Annotated in this window: 18 protein-coding genes; 3 read left to right on the top strand and 15 right to left on the bottom strand. The window is 52.7% G+C overall.

The genetic code is table 11. The features are described from left to right. Positions 1–1557: 1557 nt before the first annotated feature. From FGL31_RS20845 to FGL31_RS20870, 7 genes are all read right to left on the bottom strand, one after another. On the bottom strand, positions 1558–2562 hold the full coding sequence (locus FGL31_RS20845; RefSeq protein WP_317131158.1) for an FAD-dependent oxidoreductase: 1005 nt from the start codon (positions 2560–2562) through the stop codon (positions 1558–1560). A gap of 2 nt (positions 2563–2564) precedes the next feature. Further along, on the bottom strand, positions 2565–2717 hold the full coding sequence (locus tag FGL31_RS22830; RefSeq protein ID WP_171017750.1) for a hypothetical protein: 153 nt from the start codon (positions 2715–2717) through the stop codon (positions 2565–2567). A 130-nt stretch (positions 2718–2847) separates the two neighbouring features. After that, the gene (locus tag FGL31_RS30160) at positions 2848–3069 is read right to left on the bottom strand and encodes an FAD-dependent oxidoreductase (RefSeq protein ID WP_138094203.1); all 222 of its coding nucleotides are present in this window, start codon (positions 3067–3069) and stop codon (positions 2848–2850) included. A gap of 402 nt (positions 3070–3471) precedes the next feature. Further along, positions 3472–4905 carry a hypothetical protein gene (locus tag FGL31_RS20855; RefSeq protein WP_138094205.1) on the bottom strand — a complete coding sequence of 478 codons (1434 nt, stop codon included), beginning with the start codon at positions 4903–4905 and terminating at the stop codon, positions 3472–3474. A gap of 61 nt (positions 4906–4966) precedes the next feature. Then, positions 4967–5716: a LytR/AlgR family response regulator transcription factor gene (locus FGL31_RS20860; RefSeq protein ID WP_138094207.1), complete on the bottom strand. Its 750-nt coding sequence runs from the start codon at positions 5714–5716 to the stop codon at positions 4967–4969. Positions 5717–5731: 15 nt separating this feature from the next. Beyond that, positions 5732–6790 (bottom strand): histidine kinase, encoded by a 1059-nt coding sequence (locus FGL31_RS20865; protein WP_138094208.1) that lies wholly within the window; start codon positions 6788–6790, stop codon positions 5732–5734. Positions 6791–6834: 44 nt separating this feature from the next. Further along, positions 6835–7788 (bottom strand): hypothetical protein, encoded by a 954-nt coding sequence (locus tag FGL31_RS20870; protein WP_138094210.1) that lies wholly within the window; start codon positions 7786–7788, stop codon positions 6835–6837. A 1025-nt stretch (positions 7789–8813) separates the two neighbouring features. Here FGL31_RS20870 and FGL31_RS20875 point away from each other — a divergent pair. Then, positions 8814–9293, top strand: a complete 480-nt coding sequence (locus FGL31_RS20875; protein WP_138094212.1) for a MauE/DoxX family redox-associated membrane protein — start codon at positions 8814–8816, stop codon at positions 9291–9293. Further along, positions 9269–9658, top strand: a complete 390-nt coding sequence (locus tag FGL31_RS20880) for a hypothetical protein (RefSeq protein ID WP_138094214.1) — start codon at positions 9269–9271, stop codon at positions 9656–9658. The genes FGL31_RS20875 and FGL31_RS20880 overlap by 25 nt, the downstream gene beginning before the upstream one ends. Before the next feature lie 62 nt (positions 9659–9720). Here FGL31_RS20880 and FGL31_RS30165 read toward each other — a convergent pair whose 3' ends face one another. The 8 genes from FGL31_RS30165 to FGL31_RS20910 form a co-directional block, all read right to left on the bottom strand. Beyond that, positions 9721–10038, bottom strand: a complete 318-nt coding sequence (locus FGL31_RS30165; protein WP_138094216.1) for a thioredoxin-like domain-containing protein — start codon at positions 10036–10038, stop codon at positions 9721–9723. Then, complete coding sequence (locus tag FGL31_RS30595; RefSeq protein WP_171017751.1) at positions 9965–10378, bottom strand: SCO family protein; 414 nt, start codon at positions 10376–10378, stop codon at positions 9965–9967. Before FGL31_RS30595 ends, FGL31_RS30165 begins: the two co-directional genes overlap by 74 nt. After that, on the bottom strand, positions 10368–11051 hold the full coding sequence (locus FGL31_RS20890; RefSeq protein ID WP_232047046.1) for a hypothetical protein: 684 nt from the start codon (positions 11049–11051) through the stop codon (positions 10368–10370). Before FGL31_RS20890 ends, FGL31_RS30595 begins: the two co-directional genes overlap by 11 nt. 219 nt (positions 11052–11270) lie before the next feature. Beyond that, the gene (locus FGL31_RS20895; RefSeq protein WP_138094220.1) at positions 11271–12650 is read right to left on the bottom strand and encodes a RagB/SusD family nutrient uptake outer membrane protein; all 1380 of its coding nucleotides are present in this window, start codon (positions 12648–12650) and stop codon (positions 11271–11273) included. Continuing rightward, entirely contained in the window at positions 12647–13417 is a 771-nt protein-coding gene (locus tag FGL31_RS22840) for a hypothetical protein (RefSeq protein ID WP_171017752.1), read from the bottom strand. The genes FGL31_RS20895 and FGL31_RS22840 overlap by 4 nt, the downstream gene beginning before the upstream one ends. Then, complete coding sequence (locus tag FGL31_RS20900; RefSeq protein ID WP_138094222.1) at positions 13374–15947, bottom strand: TonB-dependent receptor plug domain-containing protein; 2574 nt, start codon at positions 15945–15947, stop codon at positions 13374–13376. Before FGL31_RS20900 ends, FGL31_RS22840 begins: the two co-directional genes overlap by 44 nt. Before the next feature lie 300 nt (positions 15948–16247). Continuing rightward, on the bottom strand, positions 16248–16445 hold the full coding sequence (locus FGL31_RS20905) for a hypothetical protein (protein WP_138094224.1): 198 nt from the start codon (positions 16443–16445) through the stop codon (positions 16248–16250). 200 nt (positions 16446–16645) lie between these two features. Beyond that, complete coding sequence (locus FGL31_RS20910; RefSeq protein WP_138094226.1) at positions 16646–17128, bottom strand: TlpA family protein disulfide reductase; 483 nt, start codon at positions 17126–17128, stop codon at positions 16646–16648. Positions 17129–17982: 854 nt separating this feature from the next. Between FGL31_RS20910 and FGL31_RS20915 the strand changes: the two genes are divergently transcribed. Beyond that, a complete protein-coding gene (locus FGL31_RS20915) occupies positions 17983–18207 on the top strand; it encodes a helix-turn-helix transcriptional regulator (protein WP_138094228.1) in 225 nt (74 codons plus the stop codon). Positions 18208–18253: the final 46 nt, after the last annotated feature.

The raw sequence follows: 18253 nt of genomic DNA on the forward strand, positions 1-18253 counted from the left end.
TTTCCAGACCGTGCGTTTCGGCTACCAATAAGGTTTGCTTACAATCAGGACATTTCATGATTTTTGATTTTGGTGCCACCCAAATCGCTTATTTGGAGCAAAAGCCCATAACCTGCGGGAAATTACACCCAGGTAAATAAGGTCAGCAGCCCTTGGCTTGGTGGCAAGAAGGTTTTCACCGGTCCCGTCCCGATCGATTGCGCAATCCATCTCGAATACTCCAACTCCCTTTCACTACATCACCATCAATCGATATTTCCGAGCATGTGTTTGGCCGAAAAATCTTTTCAACGAGGCAGGAACTGGGTTAACAATGTTCACGACCCCATTCCCGGCCATATCAACTTGTAGGGGACCTCTGGCATATTTGGAGAAAAGGAAACCAACAGGACTTAAGCAGGGGGAGTCAAAGCGATCGGGGAGCCTTCAAGCGGGCCATGCAAGGCTTATCACGAAAACGCCTAGAGTTTGACATTGTCCTTTTTTTGTATATTTTTGCGCAACACACTAACTGATACTTATTTATGGATTTCTCAGCAGGAGCGTTAGGCTTGCAGGTTTTTTGCTTACTGACGGTTATTGGAATAGTTTTGATGATAGTCAGAGATCTCAAAATCAGGAAATAGGTCCTACCTGTTCAGGCTTTGGGCCTAGTTCAAAATTCTTCAGGAATCCTCTCTGATCCATGTTATTATGGGCGGTAGAGGGCTGGCATCATTTTGCATTTTGTGGGGGAATCCCGAGCCCGGGGCCATTAGAAAATAAACTCTAAGACCCGGACCGGTTTTGAGAAGGCTGTCAGTAGCCAAGGGCACAGGAAGCCCTGGTGCAGCCGGCTTGCCATTGGACATGCAGCCCAGGGCTATGAAACTTCGGTCCCTACGAACCCATGGTTCCTTCTGATTGTCAATGGATTCCAAAGAGACTGAGCGTCTAAGTTAAAGATTCGAGTGATTCAATTTTGGTTCCCTGCAAAAAAAACCGCTCGGATCATTTAACTTTGGGAGCAACAAAACCAATCATGATGAGTGAGAACCAATTCCAAACTCCCCGATCCACGAAACAGATTCAGTACATCGAGATTCCTCTCTGAAGACCTCCAACGGGCAAAACAATTTTTACACCACATGCTTCGGTTGGACGTTTACTGGGAAACACGGGCCAAAGCCGGATTTCACACCGGATGGGGTATTTAGGCTCGGCACGCCCCTGAATGGCCTAACTCCTTATTGTCCTCTATTAAACAGGACCTGGAAGCCACTATGGGAAAGATCGATGGAGAGGGCGGAGCCATAAGCAAAGGCATCTTTATAATTTCCCCGGTGGCAGGCGTTTCCATTTCAGAGATCTGGACGGTTATGAACTTTGCTGTTTGGGTCGGAATAGTACCCGATCAGGTCGAACCGTCATGGCGGAATACAGAGATCTGTTGCCCATTAGCCAGATATGCTCACCTACGCTGGAATTGCACGGCTGTGCGGTGAGCCCGGTAGGGAGCCGTACTCCATAAGTTTATTTTCGAGATTCCCCTCACCAGCCATTTTTTGGGGAAGACCATCATTCTATCCGTTCCAAGCCAGTGGTAGTCGGCCCGGTCAGGATCTGCCCGTTAACGTTGAACCGGGAGCCATGGCACGGACAGTCCCAGGACAGTTCGGCATTGTTCCAGCGAACCTCGCACTTTGCGTGCGGACAGGTGCTCCTTAAGACGTGCAGCTCCCCATCCTGCTCTGCAAAAACTGCATAGGATCGGCCCTCATGCCTTATTACCTTTGCCTCGCCTGCAGCAATCTCTGCCAATGAACGTATCCGCTCCATTCCGATCTTATCTCCTATCATGTCCTTGAGCACGGTCGCATTCTCCTTGATGAAGGTGGTAAATCCCGCGGTTGGCCGGAATCTCCTGGGATTGAAAAGAGCTTCGTACCGACTGGAACCCTCATTGATCAGATCGGTGATAATTGCAGAAGAAAGGGTCCCGAAGGTCATGCCGTTCCCCCTAAACCCCGTGGCCACGAAGACCCTGCCCTCGCTGGGAGGCAGTACCCCGATGGAGGGGAGCCCATCGGCCGGTTCGAAATACTGGCTCGACCAGGCATATTCGACCCTATCGACGTCGAACTGCTGCCTGCAGTGGTCCTCAAGCCGCGAGAGGCATGCCCCTGCGTCGCCCGTGTGACCCGTCTTGTGGTCCTCCCCGCCCGCTATGACCATCTTCTTGCCATCGATCTCGTGCGTCCGGTAATAATGGTACGAATCGTAGAGATCATAGCCGAGCGTGCTCGGGTAGCTGTTTCCCTTCAGCGAAAAGGCAATCACGTAGCTCCTGTAGGGAGCGGCTGGTGAAGTGGAGCAGACTGATCCCGGGAGGTGTGGTGGGTCGCAAAAACGGCATGTTTTGCCCGGACCTCCCCCAGGCTGGTATGGAGAAGTACCCCCTCTTCGGATTCCTCGTGGGAATGGAATAGGCAGTTCTCGACGACCGCGCCCCCGTTCTCTATAAACACCTCGGCGAGTGCCCTGATTATATTTGATTGGATGGAACTGCGCCTGGCCCGGTATCCTTACGCCTTCTTGAAGGGGATCGGAAAGTCGATCCTGTCGGTGTAGTGCATCTGGTAGCCTACTTGCTTCGCACCTTCAACGATATCCTCCAACTGGCTCACCTGATCCTGGTCCACAGCGAAAAGTTCTGCAGTTTTCTCTTCAAAGTCCACAGTCTATAGAATGCTGGGTTACGTTCGAACGGAAATACGCTCATGGCCCTCTTTTCCCGCATCGGCCAGCAAGCGTGCGTTATAAAGCCCAAACTTTCCTATGGCTTCCTCGAACGTCGTGTCGAAAAAATCATTGAGATGGCGGTGGTGCCCCGGTGGTGCCAAAACCCAGGTTGTTAGCTTCCAGCAGCAGGCAGTTCAGCCCCGATAGCTGCAGCCTATGGGCTGTCGAAATACCCGTGATCCCTCCCCCGATGATGACAACATCGTACTTTAGGTCTTCGCTGAATACGGTGCCGTACCTCTTGATCTCAGCTTGCCACATGCTCTTGCGTGCTCCGTCTCTGAACATAATTTTTTTCTTTTTGATGGTTTATTGATAAGATGTTTTATAGGGGAACAAACTTTTCGGGACTTTGGTTGGAAAGAACTTCAATAAATCCACCGGAATGCTGGCAATAGTACCAGGGCACATGGTCACAACAGAGTACGGGACGGTCAATACCAAATGTCCCTAAGAGCACATTTTGTCCCACCGGACATGGAAAAGGCCTCTTTGTACGGTTTACCGTTCCTGTCCTAGATTTACCGTTCCCGCTTGGAAGGGAACTTCGGCCGCCCTATCAACTGGAGGTCAATCCTGTGAAATCACCGGCCCTAACAGAGGGTCCGCCCGCAGAACCCCTTTTATGGGGTGCAAAAAGAAAACCACCTTGGGGAGGTGGTTCCTCGGCTACTGATTACCGGTGTATCATTAAACTGATATCGACAAATATAGAAACTGCATCCCAATAAATAAAGAGCCTGAGGGGGCAAATTTAAGTACCGGGCCTTTTTGCTCATTCATAGGGAAGACAGCCCCTTGCCAGGGATGCCTGCATGGCGCTTTCCCGGGTTCCTCGGCGCATGGAGAGCGCTGAGAGCCCCCGTAATCTGGTCGAGCCGGGGCTTCCCTGTCCCCTGTCCTCAGGCAGCTCGGATGGATGTTCCGGGGCCAGGCCCCCTTCTTGCCGAATTGCGAAAACCTTGCCATCAGTAATCCATTGCCCTGCGCACCATGCCCTGCAGTATCTGGATGACCCGCTGTTTGTCCCCTTCTTCGGGGTGGTATGACTTCACCCTTACCGATGAGGGTGAAAGGTCCTTCCTGTATGCCGTTGAAAGGTGAGGCACGATGCTCTGGAAGACCTGGCTGAGCGAGCGGGCATTCACCACCCTCTCCTCGTCCAGAAGCCGCAGGAGTATGGCCAGCTGGTCGGCTGAGGCATTCAGGGTGAGCATCTTTTCCCCCGTTGGCATTGGCCCGCTCCCTGCGGCCGGGTTCCACTCCCCGCACCATGCCCGATTCCAGCTCTATCTCCAGGTCGAACCATCCGTTGATGAAGGAATCCAGGGAGGTATATCCAGGGTTCAGGACGATTCCCGGTTTTCTGTGCAATTGGTTGAAGCAAACCCGGCGTTCACGGAGCATAACTTCCCGCCCTGTTTGCGGACCGGAGACCTTGCAGCTCTCCGAAATCCCCTTCACCAGCAGGTCAATCAGCTCCTTGCTGTTGAAGTTCATGTAGACCAGGAACCTCTGGACCGGACAGAAGGGGCAATCCTTGCTCTGCCAGTCCCAGTCCGAAAGCCTACGCACCAGCTGCTGAAAATAATCCATCGACCCCCTTGTCAACCGAACGGCCTCGGCTCCGGAGGTGAAACGTTCCAGCCTTTGTGTGAGAAGGACCCCAGCCGGTGTGCCAGGTATGAGGTGGCGTACTTTCTGGAACTCCCCCGAGAGCGCCTCCATGGCCTCTCCTGCCAAGCATGGCAATAGGGGCAGCTCTGGGCCCAGCAGCTGCCCGTGGCCGTTCTCCATGTAACGCCCTATCGTCTCCAGGCTGGCCAGGACCTGCTGGCAGGTAGCCCTTTGGCTGCCCGCGCCCCGCTCGCAGAGCGATGTGGCCTCCTCCATGAGCCGTCCCACTGCACGGTAGCTGCCGGTGAGGTATGCCCTGAAATCGAGGCCCGAAGCCTGCTGGAGCTCTGCTGCACAGGTCTGGGAGATCACTTGGCAGCAGGCCCGCTCCAGGAGGTCGGGCCGTACGGCAAGCGAGATCTCCTGGAGGTCCTGGGGAGCTGCCCGCCAAAGGGACAGCAAGACTTGCTGGAAATATTCCAGCCCGATAGTCGGTGTTTCTTTCATTTCTTTCTTGTTTTTCGAGGACCCGCAATGGGCAAGCAGGACAAGGAAGGAACGGGAAGCACTATACCGAATTGGTCTCCAGGAATTCCCTGAAGGAGGCGTGGTTTGCCAGGTTGCCGGCGGGGAGCTCCTCCCTGACATGCTTCAGCCTCACCTTTCCAGAGGTGAAGGAATGGAAGAACCTGACATTGAAGGCCATTGACCTTGAGAACTGCTTGAATTTCCGTTTGGGCAGCATCTCCATGACGCTCCTGAAGGATGCGTTGCTGATCAGGACCTCAGGGTCCGTTGCAAGGTGGATCAGCAGATAGCCGTTGCTGGAACAAATGTGGGTTATCTCCCGGAACCATACAAGCCGTCGGTTCCACTTTCCGTCCTTCCTGACGTTCAGGTATTCGTTGGCATGGTCATCGGGATCCTGCGCTGGGTTCCCCGGCATGCTCAGGCGGATCTCTGTGTCCAGGCGCTTCATGGCCGTTGCGAATCGCTGGTAGCTCACTGGCTTGAGCAGCACGTCGACAACGTTGCGCATGTACCCGTCGTCCTCGAACTGCCTGTAACCCGTATAGAGGATGAACTTGGTGTGCTTTCCGGTGAAGGCGGACATCCATTCCAGCCCGTCGATGCGGTTCTGCAGGTCCACGTCCAGTATGACCAGGTCAACTGGATTCACCCTGACATAGGCAAGGGCTCGGTAGGGATCGGTGAACTCGGCCTCTACCCTTACCTGTTCCACCTTCTGGAAATGTTCCATCAGATGGTCGATGCTCGATTGCTGGTCGTCCAGGATAATCGCTCTGTAATTTCTCATGATGATTTAATTTGGTTAGAATTCTATTCTGATATCCACCGAATGGACGCCCTCGTGGCAGGAGCAGACCATCTGGTACCTGTTCTGAAAGACGTGGTGGAGCCTTTTGCGAAGGTTCGTGAGCCCAAGGCCGTGCCTGTCCGAGAGGGGATTGCCCTTGCGACAGGTGTTGCTGACCGAGATCGAGCAGAGGTCCCTGTCCACGGACACCCGGATCTGGGGCGGGCGGCCAGGAGAATAGGGGTCACCGTGCTTGAAAACGTTCTCCACCAGTGTCAGAAGGGTTGTCGGCGGTACCACGGCGCCGGAGAGCTCGCCGGAGAGGTCCCAGCGGAAGGTGGGTTCCCTTCCCGACATCGAGGAGCTTACCTGGATGAACCTCCGGCAGGCACCGAGTTCCTCCGAGAGCAGGACGGTCCTGGAGCTTTCGGGCAGGCTCGCCCGCATATAGTGCAGCATGAGCTCGTAGAGGTCCATAACCCCCGAGCGAAGCTGCTCGGGCACGCCCCCGCTCATCTGCCTGTCCAGGGACTGGAACAGGTTGGCCAGCAGGTGCGGCGAGACCTGCTGGGCCAGCGAGGCATACTCGAACCTCAGCCGGGATTCCCGCTCGCGCCCCTCCTTTTCCATGGATGCGAGCTTGGTGCGGTACTGATGGCCCAGAACTGCGAATATGCTGAAATTGCCTATCAGCTTGAGGTAGTTCTGCAGGAACTTGCCCAAAGAGAATTCGGGACTGGAGGTAAGGTACTCCGAGAAGAGCCCTAAATGGGAGGCTCCGCCGTGCGTTAGCGACAGCATTCCCAGGAAAGCGGCCAGGTAGACGGCAAGGGCGAGGCCCGCAGCAGCGGCGTACCTCCCGCGGGAAAAGTGCGCCCCTAGCGCGTGGCCCACCCCGTAATAGACCAGCAGGAAGAAAGGGAGCGAAAAGATGACCGTGGGAAAGGTCAGGTTCTGGTTGCCCAGCCTGTTCACCGCATAGAAATAGGTGAGATAGGCGAGCCAGAAACCCGCGTGCCTCACTGTCCGTCCGGCCATCGTTCTCTTTATTGAGCTCAGGTACGATTCAGTCATTTGATTTACTATTGGTCAGCTGAATTTAACGAGAAATTTTGAATTTACCAACCAAAACCCGCCGGGTCTCCCACCATGTACCTCCTGTAGGTATAGCGGTCGAGCCCCCAGTGCATCTTGGGATCGAGCGGCACCAGCCGCTCCTCGGCCTTCCATCCGGCAAGTGCGGAGGTTGGCACGCCCTTGCGGTGCAGGTACAGGAGTGGCTCCCAGAGGTGAGCGAACTGGCGGAGGCTCCGACCGAAGCAGCGGAAGGTCTCGCCCAGGGACCTCTCTGCGAACCTTCTGCGGTCCGAATCCCACGGCAGGGTCATGGCCCGGATCTCCTGGCCCTGGAAGCCCAGCTGCGGTTGGAGCGCGCTGTCCAGGAGCAGGTGCACCCCCATGTCCAGCATGTGGGCAAAGTCCAGGTATCCGGACCTCGCCCCCAGCCTCCCACTGAGGAGCTCCACGGAAATGAGCTGTCCCTGTTCATTCCCAGCCGCTCGGGCTCCCCTGGCCCCGTCGGCATAGACGAAGGCGTGCATTCCCCGGCGGGCGGCCCTTCGCAGCTTGAAGAAGAGCGAGGGGTCCTCCGCCTCTAAAAGAAGGAGGCCCGCGGGGCCATCCGGATCACCGGGATCGGCCAGCAGGGCAGAATAGTACCGTGAATATTTGGCCAGTACATCCCTTGAGAGCACCACGCAGACCGAGCGCCCAAGGGCGAGGATCCTGAGCGGAACGCTCCGGTAGGAGCCGAAATGGAAGGAGACGAACATGGCCGGGGGCCCTGTCGCCAGACGGGCCAGGTTTGTGTCCGCAAAGGGCACGGTGATCCCCGCCCGGAGGTCCAGCCCTGCCTGCCTTCGGGCATAAGCCCGGCATGCCGAGTATTCCTGGAAGTGCCTGACGGAAAAGGGGATGCCCAGGATGTGCTGGAGGTTGGCCGAAAAGTGGGCGAATTCCTCCCAGCTCTCCGCTGGCAGGCTGCCGTAATGTTCTCTGATTTGCTTGTCCATTGGTCTAGAGATTTAGGGGGACGGTTAGTGGAATACAGCAGGACAAGTGCCGCATCCCTGGCAAATGGATGGGCGCACATCCCTGGGGATGTGCGCCCACGCTCATTTCTGAGACGGAAACACGATGTTGCATTTCGGGTCGTCAGGATGGTCCTGTCCCAGCCCAAGCATCTCCAACGGGGAGATGGGAATGTCCGAGAGCAGGATGTAGCGGTGATGTCTCTGCTTGCTTTCCATTTTTATGGTCCTCTATGGTTAATACTCTTCCGGTCTCGCACCGGAACGGCGGCTCCAGGCCAAGGAGTCTTTGCGATCGATCAGGACAAAGGTGCCCCAAAGATCCCGGCAGCGCAAGGGGCACGGGCAGGAAAACCAAGTTTTGGCCCACAGGGAGAAGAAATTCGTCATTATTGCCCAAAAAGACTGTTTGGAGGGTTAAAAACTGCACTTCGTGCAGGGATCCTAATGTCGAAAACGCTGATAATCAAACCTAGACATACCTCTTCCTGAACTCTCAGTACCGGCTGCAAACTCCTTGGACCAGGGGTTTCCGACGGTGGAAAGACGATATCGCCAAAATCACCGGTAATTGGGATCCAGCTCCCATTTCATATCCCCTGGAACCCCTAATTGGGGGAGTTGGCGGTATTTTGTTTTGTTGCACGGGATTATCCATCGACCTTTACATGACCGTTTCTGAAAATTCAATGCGGCACTGGAAACCCGTTCCGGGAGCCGTTGAGTCCAAGAGCCGGGGATGCGGCCCGATGCCGGGCAACTTCTTTTCAGGAGCTGGAAAGATTGCCCACTGATTTGCCCTTGACCTTTATGGGAAAAGCCGAAGTGGCCAATTTTTCGATCGCAACAATGACCAAGAACACAGTTATGTTAAAGGAATTCCACAACCGTAAATTCGCTCTCTTTCCCCATCCGGGGGGTAACTTTTTTTTGGGCGGTGAGGTCCGGAAGAGTACAGGCGCCCCGCAAGATGAACCACCGATTCACACCAACAGGCAAAGCATACCATGAAAAACCGATTCCAAAGAACGGGAGTGGCGGCCGGGACGGCCGGAACCTCCGACCCAAGGCTGTCCCAGTCCAGGGATATCTTGGTCTACCAGACGGTCTGTCTGACCTATGTCTTCCTTTTTGCTTACACGGGTTACAGCAAACTGATGGACATCGCACCTTTCATAAAGGGCATAGGCAGGGTCCCCATACTGGGCAGCCATGCCGCGGTGATCGGATGGGGGATCCCCGCCCTAGAACTACTCCTGGCCCTGGGCATGGTCCTTCCCAGCAGAAAGCTGAGGCATAATTCCCTAAAGGCCTCCGTAGCCCTGATGGGAGCATTTACGGCCTACTTGCTTCTGATGATCGCTTTTGTCAGGGAAAAGCTGTGCCACTGCGGCGGTGTCATCGGATCGATGGGATGGGAACAGCACCTGGCATTCAATATCATCATCCTTATGCTGGGAATGTGGGCCATCCGGAAAAACAACTGATTTTTGAACATAAAAAACAAGAACATCATGAACATCATAAAAAAAACATACGGCCCCTCCCTATTGGGACTGGCCGTGATCGGGACCGCATTTTCGATGAGTGCGTTCACCGAAAGCAACAGATCGAGCGCCAGGTTGGCTGGAAGAAATCTACGTCAATTCCTCCAGTGGGGAATATACACATCTCTCCGGTGCCTATGACCCAAACAACTGCCGAGAAAACAGCACGAACACCTGTGCTTGGCAGAGAACTGAAAAAACCTGGTTCCGTTCCCAGCACTTTCAGTGCTTCTCAGGCCGCTGACCTGAAAGCACAGGGGCTGATCGTGGAGATGGATGCCAAGAAGGGCGTCTATATCCCCTAAACACTCAGAGAATCCCGGCATGGCCGGGATTCTTTCCTTTTTACTGAAAAAAGGCAACCAACCTACATTTTCGGTTCTATGGCACGCTCGACCATCTCGATGAATCCCGGTACCTGGCTGCTTGTCCGGACATCCGGTGGATTCATGGCTACCACTCGGTTATTGCCATCCACTATCACTTGGGTTGGATATGAATTTATCCCCAGGTGCCTCACTATGGCACGGTCTTTTCCCGGACCTACCCAGAGGTTTATGTCGCCTTCTGAGGAATATGTTCCGGAGGTCACCGAACTCTTCCATCTCTGTTCATCCAGGTCCACCGATATGTTGACGAACCTGACATTGGGATTCCCCCTGAACCGGTCCTTTACAGGACGCATTGCCCTTGTGCAATACCGCGCAGCCTATGCAACCCGTGTACCAGAAGTCATATACGACCACCTTGCCCTCAAGGTCCGAATTCCTCACCAGCTGACCGTCCTGGTCCACCATTTCGAATTCGAAGAAAGGATTCCCCGGGGAAGTCCTTGACCTCTGCTTCAGCACGTATTCCCTCCTTTGGGGCTCCCCAATCTTTGAGGATAGGACAGAAAAGGTCCTAGGGTCCATGTACTTTCGGGCCCCTCGGTCCAAGAATGCCGAAAAAGCAACCTCATCAAAGGTCCTGCCCTGATACCTTCGGGCTATTATATCCAGTACGGGCGGAAATTCAACCGACATTCTCCCCCTGGACCATGCTATATGCTACAAGCAGGTCCGTCACTGCCTTCATGTTGAGGTAGGAGGCAAATTCGGGCGAGTTGCCTTCATATGATCTTGCATAATCCTGTTCCCGGCCGATCTGGCTGTCCATATAATAGCGCGCTGCAACGGGACGGGCAGCATCAGGGCCCAGCTCCACCAAATAACGAAATCCACCCAACTCCCTGTTCCTCAGCCTCCCTATCTGTTCATATTTAAGGACCCGTGCAAACTCAGGGTCCAGCATTGGCAGATAGCGTTCGAAGTTCTCCATCAGGGCGGCTTCCCAACCCAGGTATGCCGAACGAATTTCATCAAGAAAAGGACGGGTCCTTTGGGCCAGCCCGAGAGTGTCATTTTGGTTGTAGCGCACCCTGATCCGGACCATTTCCTCTAAACGCTCCTCATCCAGAGAGATGGCCTGCATCTGCAGGAGGCACGCTGGGGTGGATGCAGGTCCGGGCGATATCCGCGAACCCGAGACGCGCAGATCAAGTGTATCCCCCTTTCCCATCAGAAAAGGGCGATAGGACAGCGGACGGAAAAGCTTCTCGGCCTGAAGTGTGCCGCTGGGAGGGATGATGAGCAGATAGGAAGGACCGGGGGGTCTCTGGCAGGTTGATTTGGAAACTCCCCGATTCCAGCCTGGCATAGTGAGCGGGTGCCTCCGAATATATACGCCCCATCCCCAGGACATCACCCGAATACCTGAACTCTATGGAATCAACCTTTAGGGAAGGGTCAACGCTCCCCATGAAAACTTTCTGCCCTAAACTGCAGGTTGTCCATAGGGAAACCACCAGCGCCAGGCAGAATTGGTGCAATTTGATTTTTTTTGATTTTTTCATCTCATTTATTTTTTTAGTGTTATCTATCTTTCGTTCTGGGCGATTCCGCTCCTGTTTATTTCGTCCTGGGGGATATTGAAAACGTACCTCCCGGAGGTGGGCTCAAGGGTATGTACCTTTCCGCCCAATGTCCGTCTGAGCACGAGGCCTGCGCCACGGCCGTTCAGCCTCTTGATGTCGTCCCAGCGGATCCCCCTCCAGACCAGTTCCTTCCTCCTCTCCAGCAGGACCAACTCAAGGGCAGAGGATGCCTCAAGGAATGTTGTGCTGGCGTACGAGCCAAGGGAATACCTGTGCTTGCGCAGCCTGTTGTAGAGGACCTCCGCGCCATGCAGGTGCCCCCTGCGCACCAGGCACTCTGCCTTTATGAGCAGGACCTCATCGACGGCCAGTCCATTGAACGGGCTGAGCCCACTCCCGTTGTAGCCCCTCTTCACGATGTGCCTGCCGGGTAGGACCTCCCTGAAAAAGACGCTGCGCCTCAGGTCTCCCGTATCGTACAGCGCCATCAGCGAAGTGTCCACGAACACCGTCCCGCCCTGGTTGAGCTGGGATGCGTTGTTGTAGCTGTTGGTGGCACCGTACAGAATCAGCTCATCGTTGGTCAGGGAAAATGGTGTATTGGTTTCCGTGGAAACCGAATTGTAATCGATCAGCCTGTCGTAGCGATTCAGGACGCTGTCGGCATACCTCTCTGCCAGATGGAACTCTCCCCTGTACAGATATATCCTTGAGAGCTGCGCAAAGACGGCCAACCTGGTGGGCCTGTTCCTCTCTGGGAGCGGTCCATAGCTCTTCAGGTGAGCGAGTGCCTGCTGTAGATCTGCAAAGACCGAAGCGTAGCACTCCTGAACGCTGGCCCTTGGCATCAGGGCATCGACCGAAGGGTCCCTGCGCAGGGGTATGCCCAAATCCGATGACTGGGTGAGTGAGTCGAAGGGTACAGAGAAGTTCTTGAGCAGGTCATAATTTGCCCTTGCCCTGTGAAAATGGGCCTGTCCGTAGACCTCAGCGTACTGGCCGCCCTGGATGAGGCCACCGGTCTGCTTCTGTACCCCATCGATTATGCTGTTGGCGTAGAAAACGGTCCTGTAGGGAGCGTTCCAGTCTTCCCTTGCGACCTCCCCTCCAAAAACGTCCCGCTCCCAGACATAGGCATTGCGCTCGGTGGCCGACCTGCTGGAGAGCCAGTCCGATTCTGAGGTTATGAAATATTCGTCCGCGCTCAGGTGGGGAAGTGCGCTGGTATAGCCCACGGCCGTAAAGTTGTCCAGCAGCCGCTGGAAATCATCCGGTGAGCTAGGAACGATGACGTTACTGTTGGGCCTCTCTTCCAGGAATTCTGCCGAGCATCCCAGCAGCGAGAGCAGTGCTGTAAAATAAAATATTGATCTTTTCATCATTTCCAGTAGTTTAATTTAATACCAAGAGTCATTTCAAAAGGTGATGGGATTCCGTCCCCTATATCCGGATCCAGCCCTTCCCCATTGGCCCTCCAGATGATGCCCAGATTATTGGCGTGCAGGAAAAGCTGCAGTTCTGCCTTTCTATGTGAAGCAAAGGGCAGGACGGCATAGGAAACCCTGAGATCCTGTAACCTGACGGCGCTTCCACTATAGGCCAGGACAGAGGAATGCTGGTAGAACTCCTCCCTGTTCAAATCCCTGGGATAGACGAACCTGGGAACCTGTGTGGTTGCCTCATCCCCCGGCCGCTGCCACCTGCGATGGTAATCCGAGAAGGTGTAGCGTCCGGCGATCAGTTCCGAGGAATTCATGGAATTGGTCCTTCGAAGGTAGTTCCCCAGCTTGTAAAGGAGCTGGAAGGATACCTCAAAACCCTTGAAGGACAGCGTGTTCCGCAAACTGCCGTAATGGGTCGGTGACATCGAGCCCATCACGATTAGGGCATCCCTTTCGAAGCCGTTCAGTATCCCGCTGTACTCGTCAGACTCTTTGCCCCCGAGATATCCCATCGGGTCGCCCTTATGGTCAAGGCCGGCAGACCGGTAGAGGACCAGAGAGTTGATGGGGTTGCCGGCAATAGGGAAGATGCCCGAAGCGGTCACCACGTCGGAATTCGTACTTGTGGCAGCATAGTAATCAACGACGCGGTCCCTGGTGTGGTTATAGATCAGGTCTGTCCTGAACCTGGCCGCCCCGGAGCTCACCCAGTCGACCCATACCTGGGCGTCGATGCCCCGGGTCTTGGTCCGGGCAACGTTGCCATAGAACTCGGTAACCCCGGTCTGAGGGGCTATGGGGCTGTTTCCCATCAGGTCCTTGCCGCGCTTGATGTAATATTCCAGGGAACCCCCCAAATCGGTTGCCCAAGGCCTGGAAATCGAGGCCAATGTTCAAATTGGATACACGCTCCCATCTCAGGGCACTGTTTGGCGGATTGGTGATCCGGTCCGCGGGGCTCCCCCAGAGGTTCCTGTTCTGGTAGAGCACAGAGGTCAGGAATGCCGTTGTACTCTTGTCGACGTTCCCGTTGTAGCCATAGGTAACCCTCAACTTCAGCCCCTCAAGGGGCGGCCACCCCAAAAGGTCCTGGAAGGAGTAGGAAGTGCCCAGGGACCATAGCGGTACCCCCTTCTGGTTGGCGGAGACACCGAAGATGTTGGAGGCATCCTTCCGTGCACTTGCGGTCACCGTGAGGTTGTCCCTGAAAGTATAGGACATCAGGCCGAACCAAGACCTGTTGTTGTCCACCTGCCTTCTAAGGGAACCATACCGCTCGATCCTCCTGTAGTCACCGTTATGGTATATGGGAAAGAAGCTGAATATGTCCACCTCGGCAAAATTTTCCAGGTCACTGTCATATCCATAGATATAACCGGGGCTCTCCGAACGGACCCTGTCCTGCCTCCACTCGGCACCCAAAAGACCGCTAAGCCTATGGTCTTCCCAGAGCGTCTCGTTCCAGTCTAGCTGCGCGCGCCCGTACCTGGAATCCGAGCGAACCGTCCCTCGGTCCATTATCGCGCCCAAGGGGACCGGCCTGGTCACTGTACCTGTGGATGGATCGATGCTGGAAAACTGGTTGACCATGTTCCTCACAAAGAAGGAACTTGGGTCATAGAGTGTGCTCCAGTCCTGCCAACCCGTGCTGGAGAGGAAGTTGACCTTCAGCGCCAGGGAACGGTAAATGGCTCCCCTTGCACCAAAATCGTACCTCAGGTTGCGGTCGCTGCGGGAGTAGCTGTTCCACTCGCCCCGAAGCTCCTCCACGGGTCGGTATTTCCAGTCCAGGAGCATTCCATTTCCCACGGTATCGGTATAGGATTTCCTGAGCGTTCCGGCAGCTGAAACCTCCAAGGGAGCCCCATCGTCCCCCAACAGCCTTTCATAGGGAAACCTGGGACTAAATCCCAGCGCATTCCCATTTCTGTTGCTGTTGCCGGAATACCACAAGTTCATTTCCGCGCCAAACCTGTCCGATGCATCCTTCCATTGGCTGGATGCCCTCAGGTTCAATCGCTGCTGGTCCACAGATACCGTTTCTTTGAGGGAACGGTCATATCCCACGCTCATGGTACTGCGCACAGATCTGGACGATGAGGATAGGCCCAGATAATATTGCTGCTCGAATTTTGGCCTATAGAAGATTTGGGACAGGTCCTTCCTGTTGTCTACCCCTGCATACTGCTGCAAAAGGCCTTCTGCACGGCCGGATGATATCTCACCCTTTCCCAGGCGATCCAGCAGGTCCACAACGGGCGAAACGTCCTCGTAGCTGCTGTTGAGGGCCCGGGTGTATTCACCCTTGGAGAAGAGGAAACTCTCCAGCTCGATCAGCTCCGCGGACCCTATGCGTTTCTGATAGAAAAGATCGGGCCGGTCTGAAACGGTGAGATTTGATGAAAACTCAGCGCTGAAGGTCTCTTTTGCTTTCTTGGTGGTGATCACGATCACGCCATTGGCAGACCTTACGCCCCATATGGAGGCAGCGGTGGCATCCTTCAGCACCGTCACACTTTCTATATCACTTGGATTCAGGCTGTTGATATCCCCCTCATAGGGAAAATTATCGACGACCACCAATGGCCTCGTTGATGAGAAAAGCGTACTCCTGCCCCGAATGCTCATTCCATCGGCATTGCCCGTATTCCTGTCCAAGAGCAACCCGTTGGTGACCCCGTTCAGCCTGGAAAGAATGTTCATGGACGGGCTGCGCTGCAGGGTCCTGCTGTCCACTAGAGCAAAGCTACCGGTAGCCCTTTCGCGGGGTATCTGCTGGTATCCGGTACTCACGACCTCTACCTGCTCGATCATGTTGGCCACGGGCACCAACATGATCTCCATCGGTAAGGTCGATGGGTTCAATAAAATTGCCGTATCCCTGTACCCAACATGGCTCAGAGATATCTTTCGTTCGGAAGAGTCCGATGGCAGCTGGAACCGTCCCTTGCTGTCGGTCTTGGCCTCTACTTCCAGTCCCCGGATGCTGACCCCTTGAACGGGTTTACCAGTAACGGCATCCAGGACTGTCCCGGTGGCCAATTTACCTTTTGTTTCCATTGTTAGGTGTTCTTGGGCGACCAGCTGATTGCCCAGAAGAAAGAAACCTATCGTTAGAAGGATAGGAAAGAGAAAATTCCCTTTCAGGCAATAATTTTCATTGATGAAAGGTTTCACTGCTGATGAACTCCTTATCAAAAACTTAGGTATTGCATTTTTTAAAGTTTTATTTTGCATAGTGTTAATTTGGTTTCTAAAGGTTATCCATGCTGTTTGCAATAGAAAAATAAAAATCGATCAATTGTCCAATTTTCCCTTATTGGGGGCCAGCCATACAAGGCATCCTTCATGGTCGTATCGATTCTTATCTTAAAATGTACATCCCCCTTGCTTGCAACAGAGTTGGGTTCCCACGTTTGTCCGATCCAATGCAACCTTCCCCTTTTTCAGGGAGAGATAAGCGGTGATCTGCCTGCCATCACAAGTTTATTGTGGCGGGATAGGATAGAACATGCTCCTACTTTTACCATCTTCGAACTAATAGAAAATTTGAAGAGTCATGTTGAGGACCACTCGGTTCCATTCTCCTTCATCAGTATTGGTGAACAAACTTTCCTCTGGCCATGGAAAGAATGTAGCCATCCAGCACCGATCGAAAGTAAATGGACCCCTGCCCGCCTCTATTTCTGTCAATGTGCAGTAATCTTTCCCTATCTTACTTATATCCTGTGGCAATCTGCGGTCTCTTAAAGAAATATATCATCCCATCTGCTTCCTCGCACAAGCTCAATCATTTCCGCCGTATGCTCATTTCCAAAAACAGCCCTTTTGTATACCCCTCTTATATGATCGTTGCCATTGGCAATGCAGTCTATTTAAAATCTTATGGAAATCCTGGTTGCCTAATTATTCCATACTTGCTGGATCAGCCTGCCTTACTGTTCTACCCGTTCCAGAAAAGCCGACACAAGGTCTTTGGCCTGGTCGGTGAGCATGATCACTTCCAGGTCCTTTTCCAATTTTTTCTTCAACGCTACGTTTTTTGGGATCATGGCCACGCACGGGGAGCACCACGTTGCCCAAAAGTCCAGGATAATCAGTTTCTTGTCCCTGAAATCGTTGAGACTTACCCTGTGTTTCCCCTGGGGATGCCTTGTCACGTTCAGCGGCACTTCCCACATGGATTCCGGGAGCGTCTGTCCTGCCTGAATCGGAAGGATCTCGTTGGGCCCATCGCCCCCACTCTCGTGGGGATCTTGGGCTACTACTAACTGATTATTAAACAAACTGAAACATAGGGTCAGCAAAATCGCTTTCGCAATCTTTTTCCAAGAAGCGGAGGAACCATCAAACGGATCGCTCGGCCGGTTCTTGGTCGTAATCGTCTTACTAAATCTTTTTTGGTTCAAATTCAGCATTGGTTATTTGGTTACGTGAAGTTTCAGTCCTTTGTGAGAGCACTGAAAAAATCTTCACAGGTTTATATCTTATGGCAAAAAGCATTCATTTTTTTGCAATGAAGGCTTTAAAATGAATTGCTTTTTTGTCAAATTGAACAATAACCAGCCCCCTTCCAGATCAAATTGACCTGAAAACTATATCCGATACACTTGACAGAATGAAAAAATTAGCCTAGATTTAGATTGTCGAGAAATAAATCATGATGCTGATATTAACTTTCTGCAAAGTTGCCCTTGCCACTTGTTTTAAGAAGGGGACTGGTGGAACAGGAATACTAGAGGGATTGGCCTGAAACTGCAATTCGAAAGCACCTTTTGCATCCTGCTATATTGACCGACTATTATTCGGGCGAACAGAATATGTTCTTTATTAATTGTTTCTCGGAGAAAATGCAATGATGATCTTGGATCATCAAAAACATTTTTTTTCTTGCTTCAATAGTTTTCGTCCACATAATTTATTTGGTTTATCATGGAACGAGTCAAGTAATACGTAAGGAGTGAAACCTTACGATCCACCGCTCTTCTCACTAAGGCTGTGACCTTAGGTCAGACCTAGGCAATCCTAGGCGGAACCTGAAAGCGGATTCACAGTAAGGCCCACTCCTACGTAAATATATACAAAAATATAATAAATCGTAGGAAATGAGCATAACCTTACTGCCTCCATCCCAGGTTCCAATTGAGAAGTTGGAGACTCGTTGTATTAATTAGTTAATTCTAATTACTGCTCAAACTTTTTGACATACATTATCACGTCATTACAAATATAATAAAGTTGATTTTAAAAATCAACAAAAAATAAAAAAAATATGTCACCTAAGAAAATCAATCGAATAAGAGAAATTTTAGAGGAGAAAGGCTTAAAAAATAAAGATTTAATAATCCATTTTAAAATAAAGAAAGAAACAGTTTCACGATGGATTAATAATAAACAACAACCTACTTTAAATACATTAAACGACTTAGCAGAGTTTTTGCAAGTAGATATTAGAGACTTACTCTATCCAAGTGAATGGATGAATAAAAAATCGTAGAAATATCGAAAAATTGTAGAATACAAAAAATATAAAAATTTTTTCA

It is taken from the genome of Sphingobacterium daejeonense, from assembly GCF_901472535.1.
GTDB classification, from domain to species: domain Bacteria; phylum Bacteroidota; class Bacteroidia; order Sphingobacteriales; family Sphingobacteriaceae; genus Sphingobacterium; species Sphingobacterium daejeonense.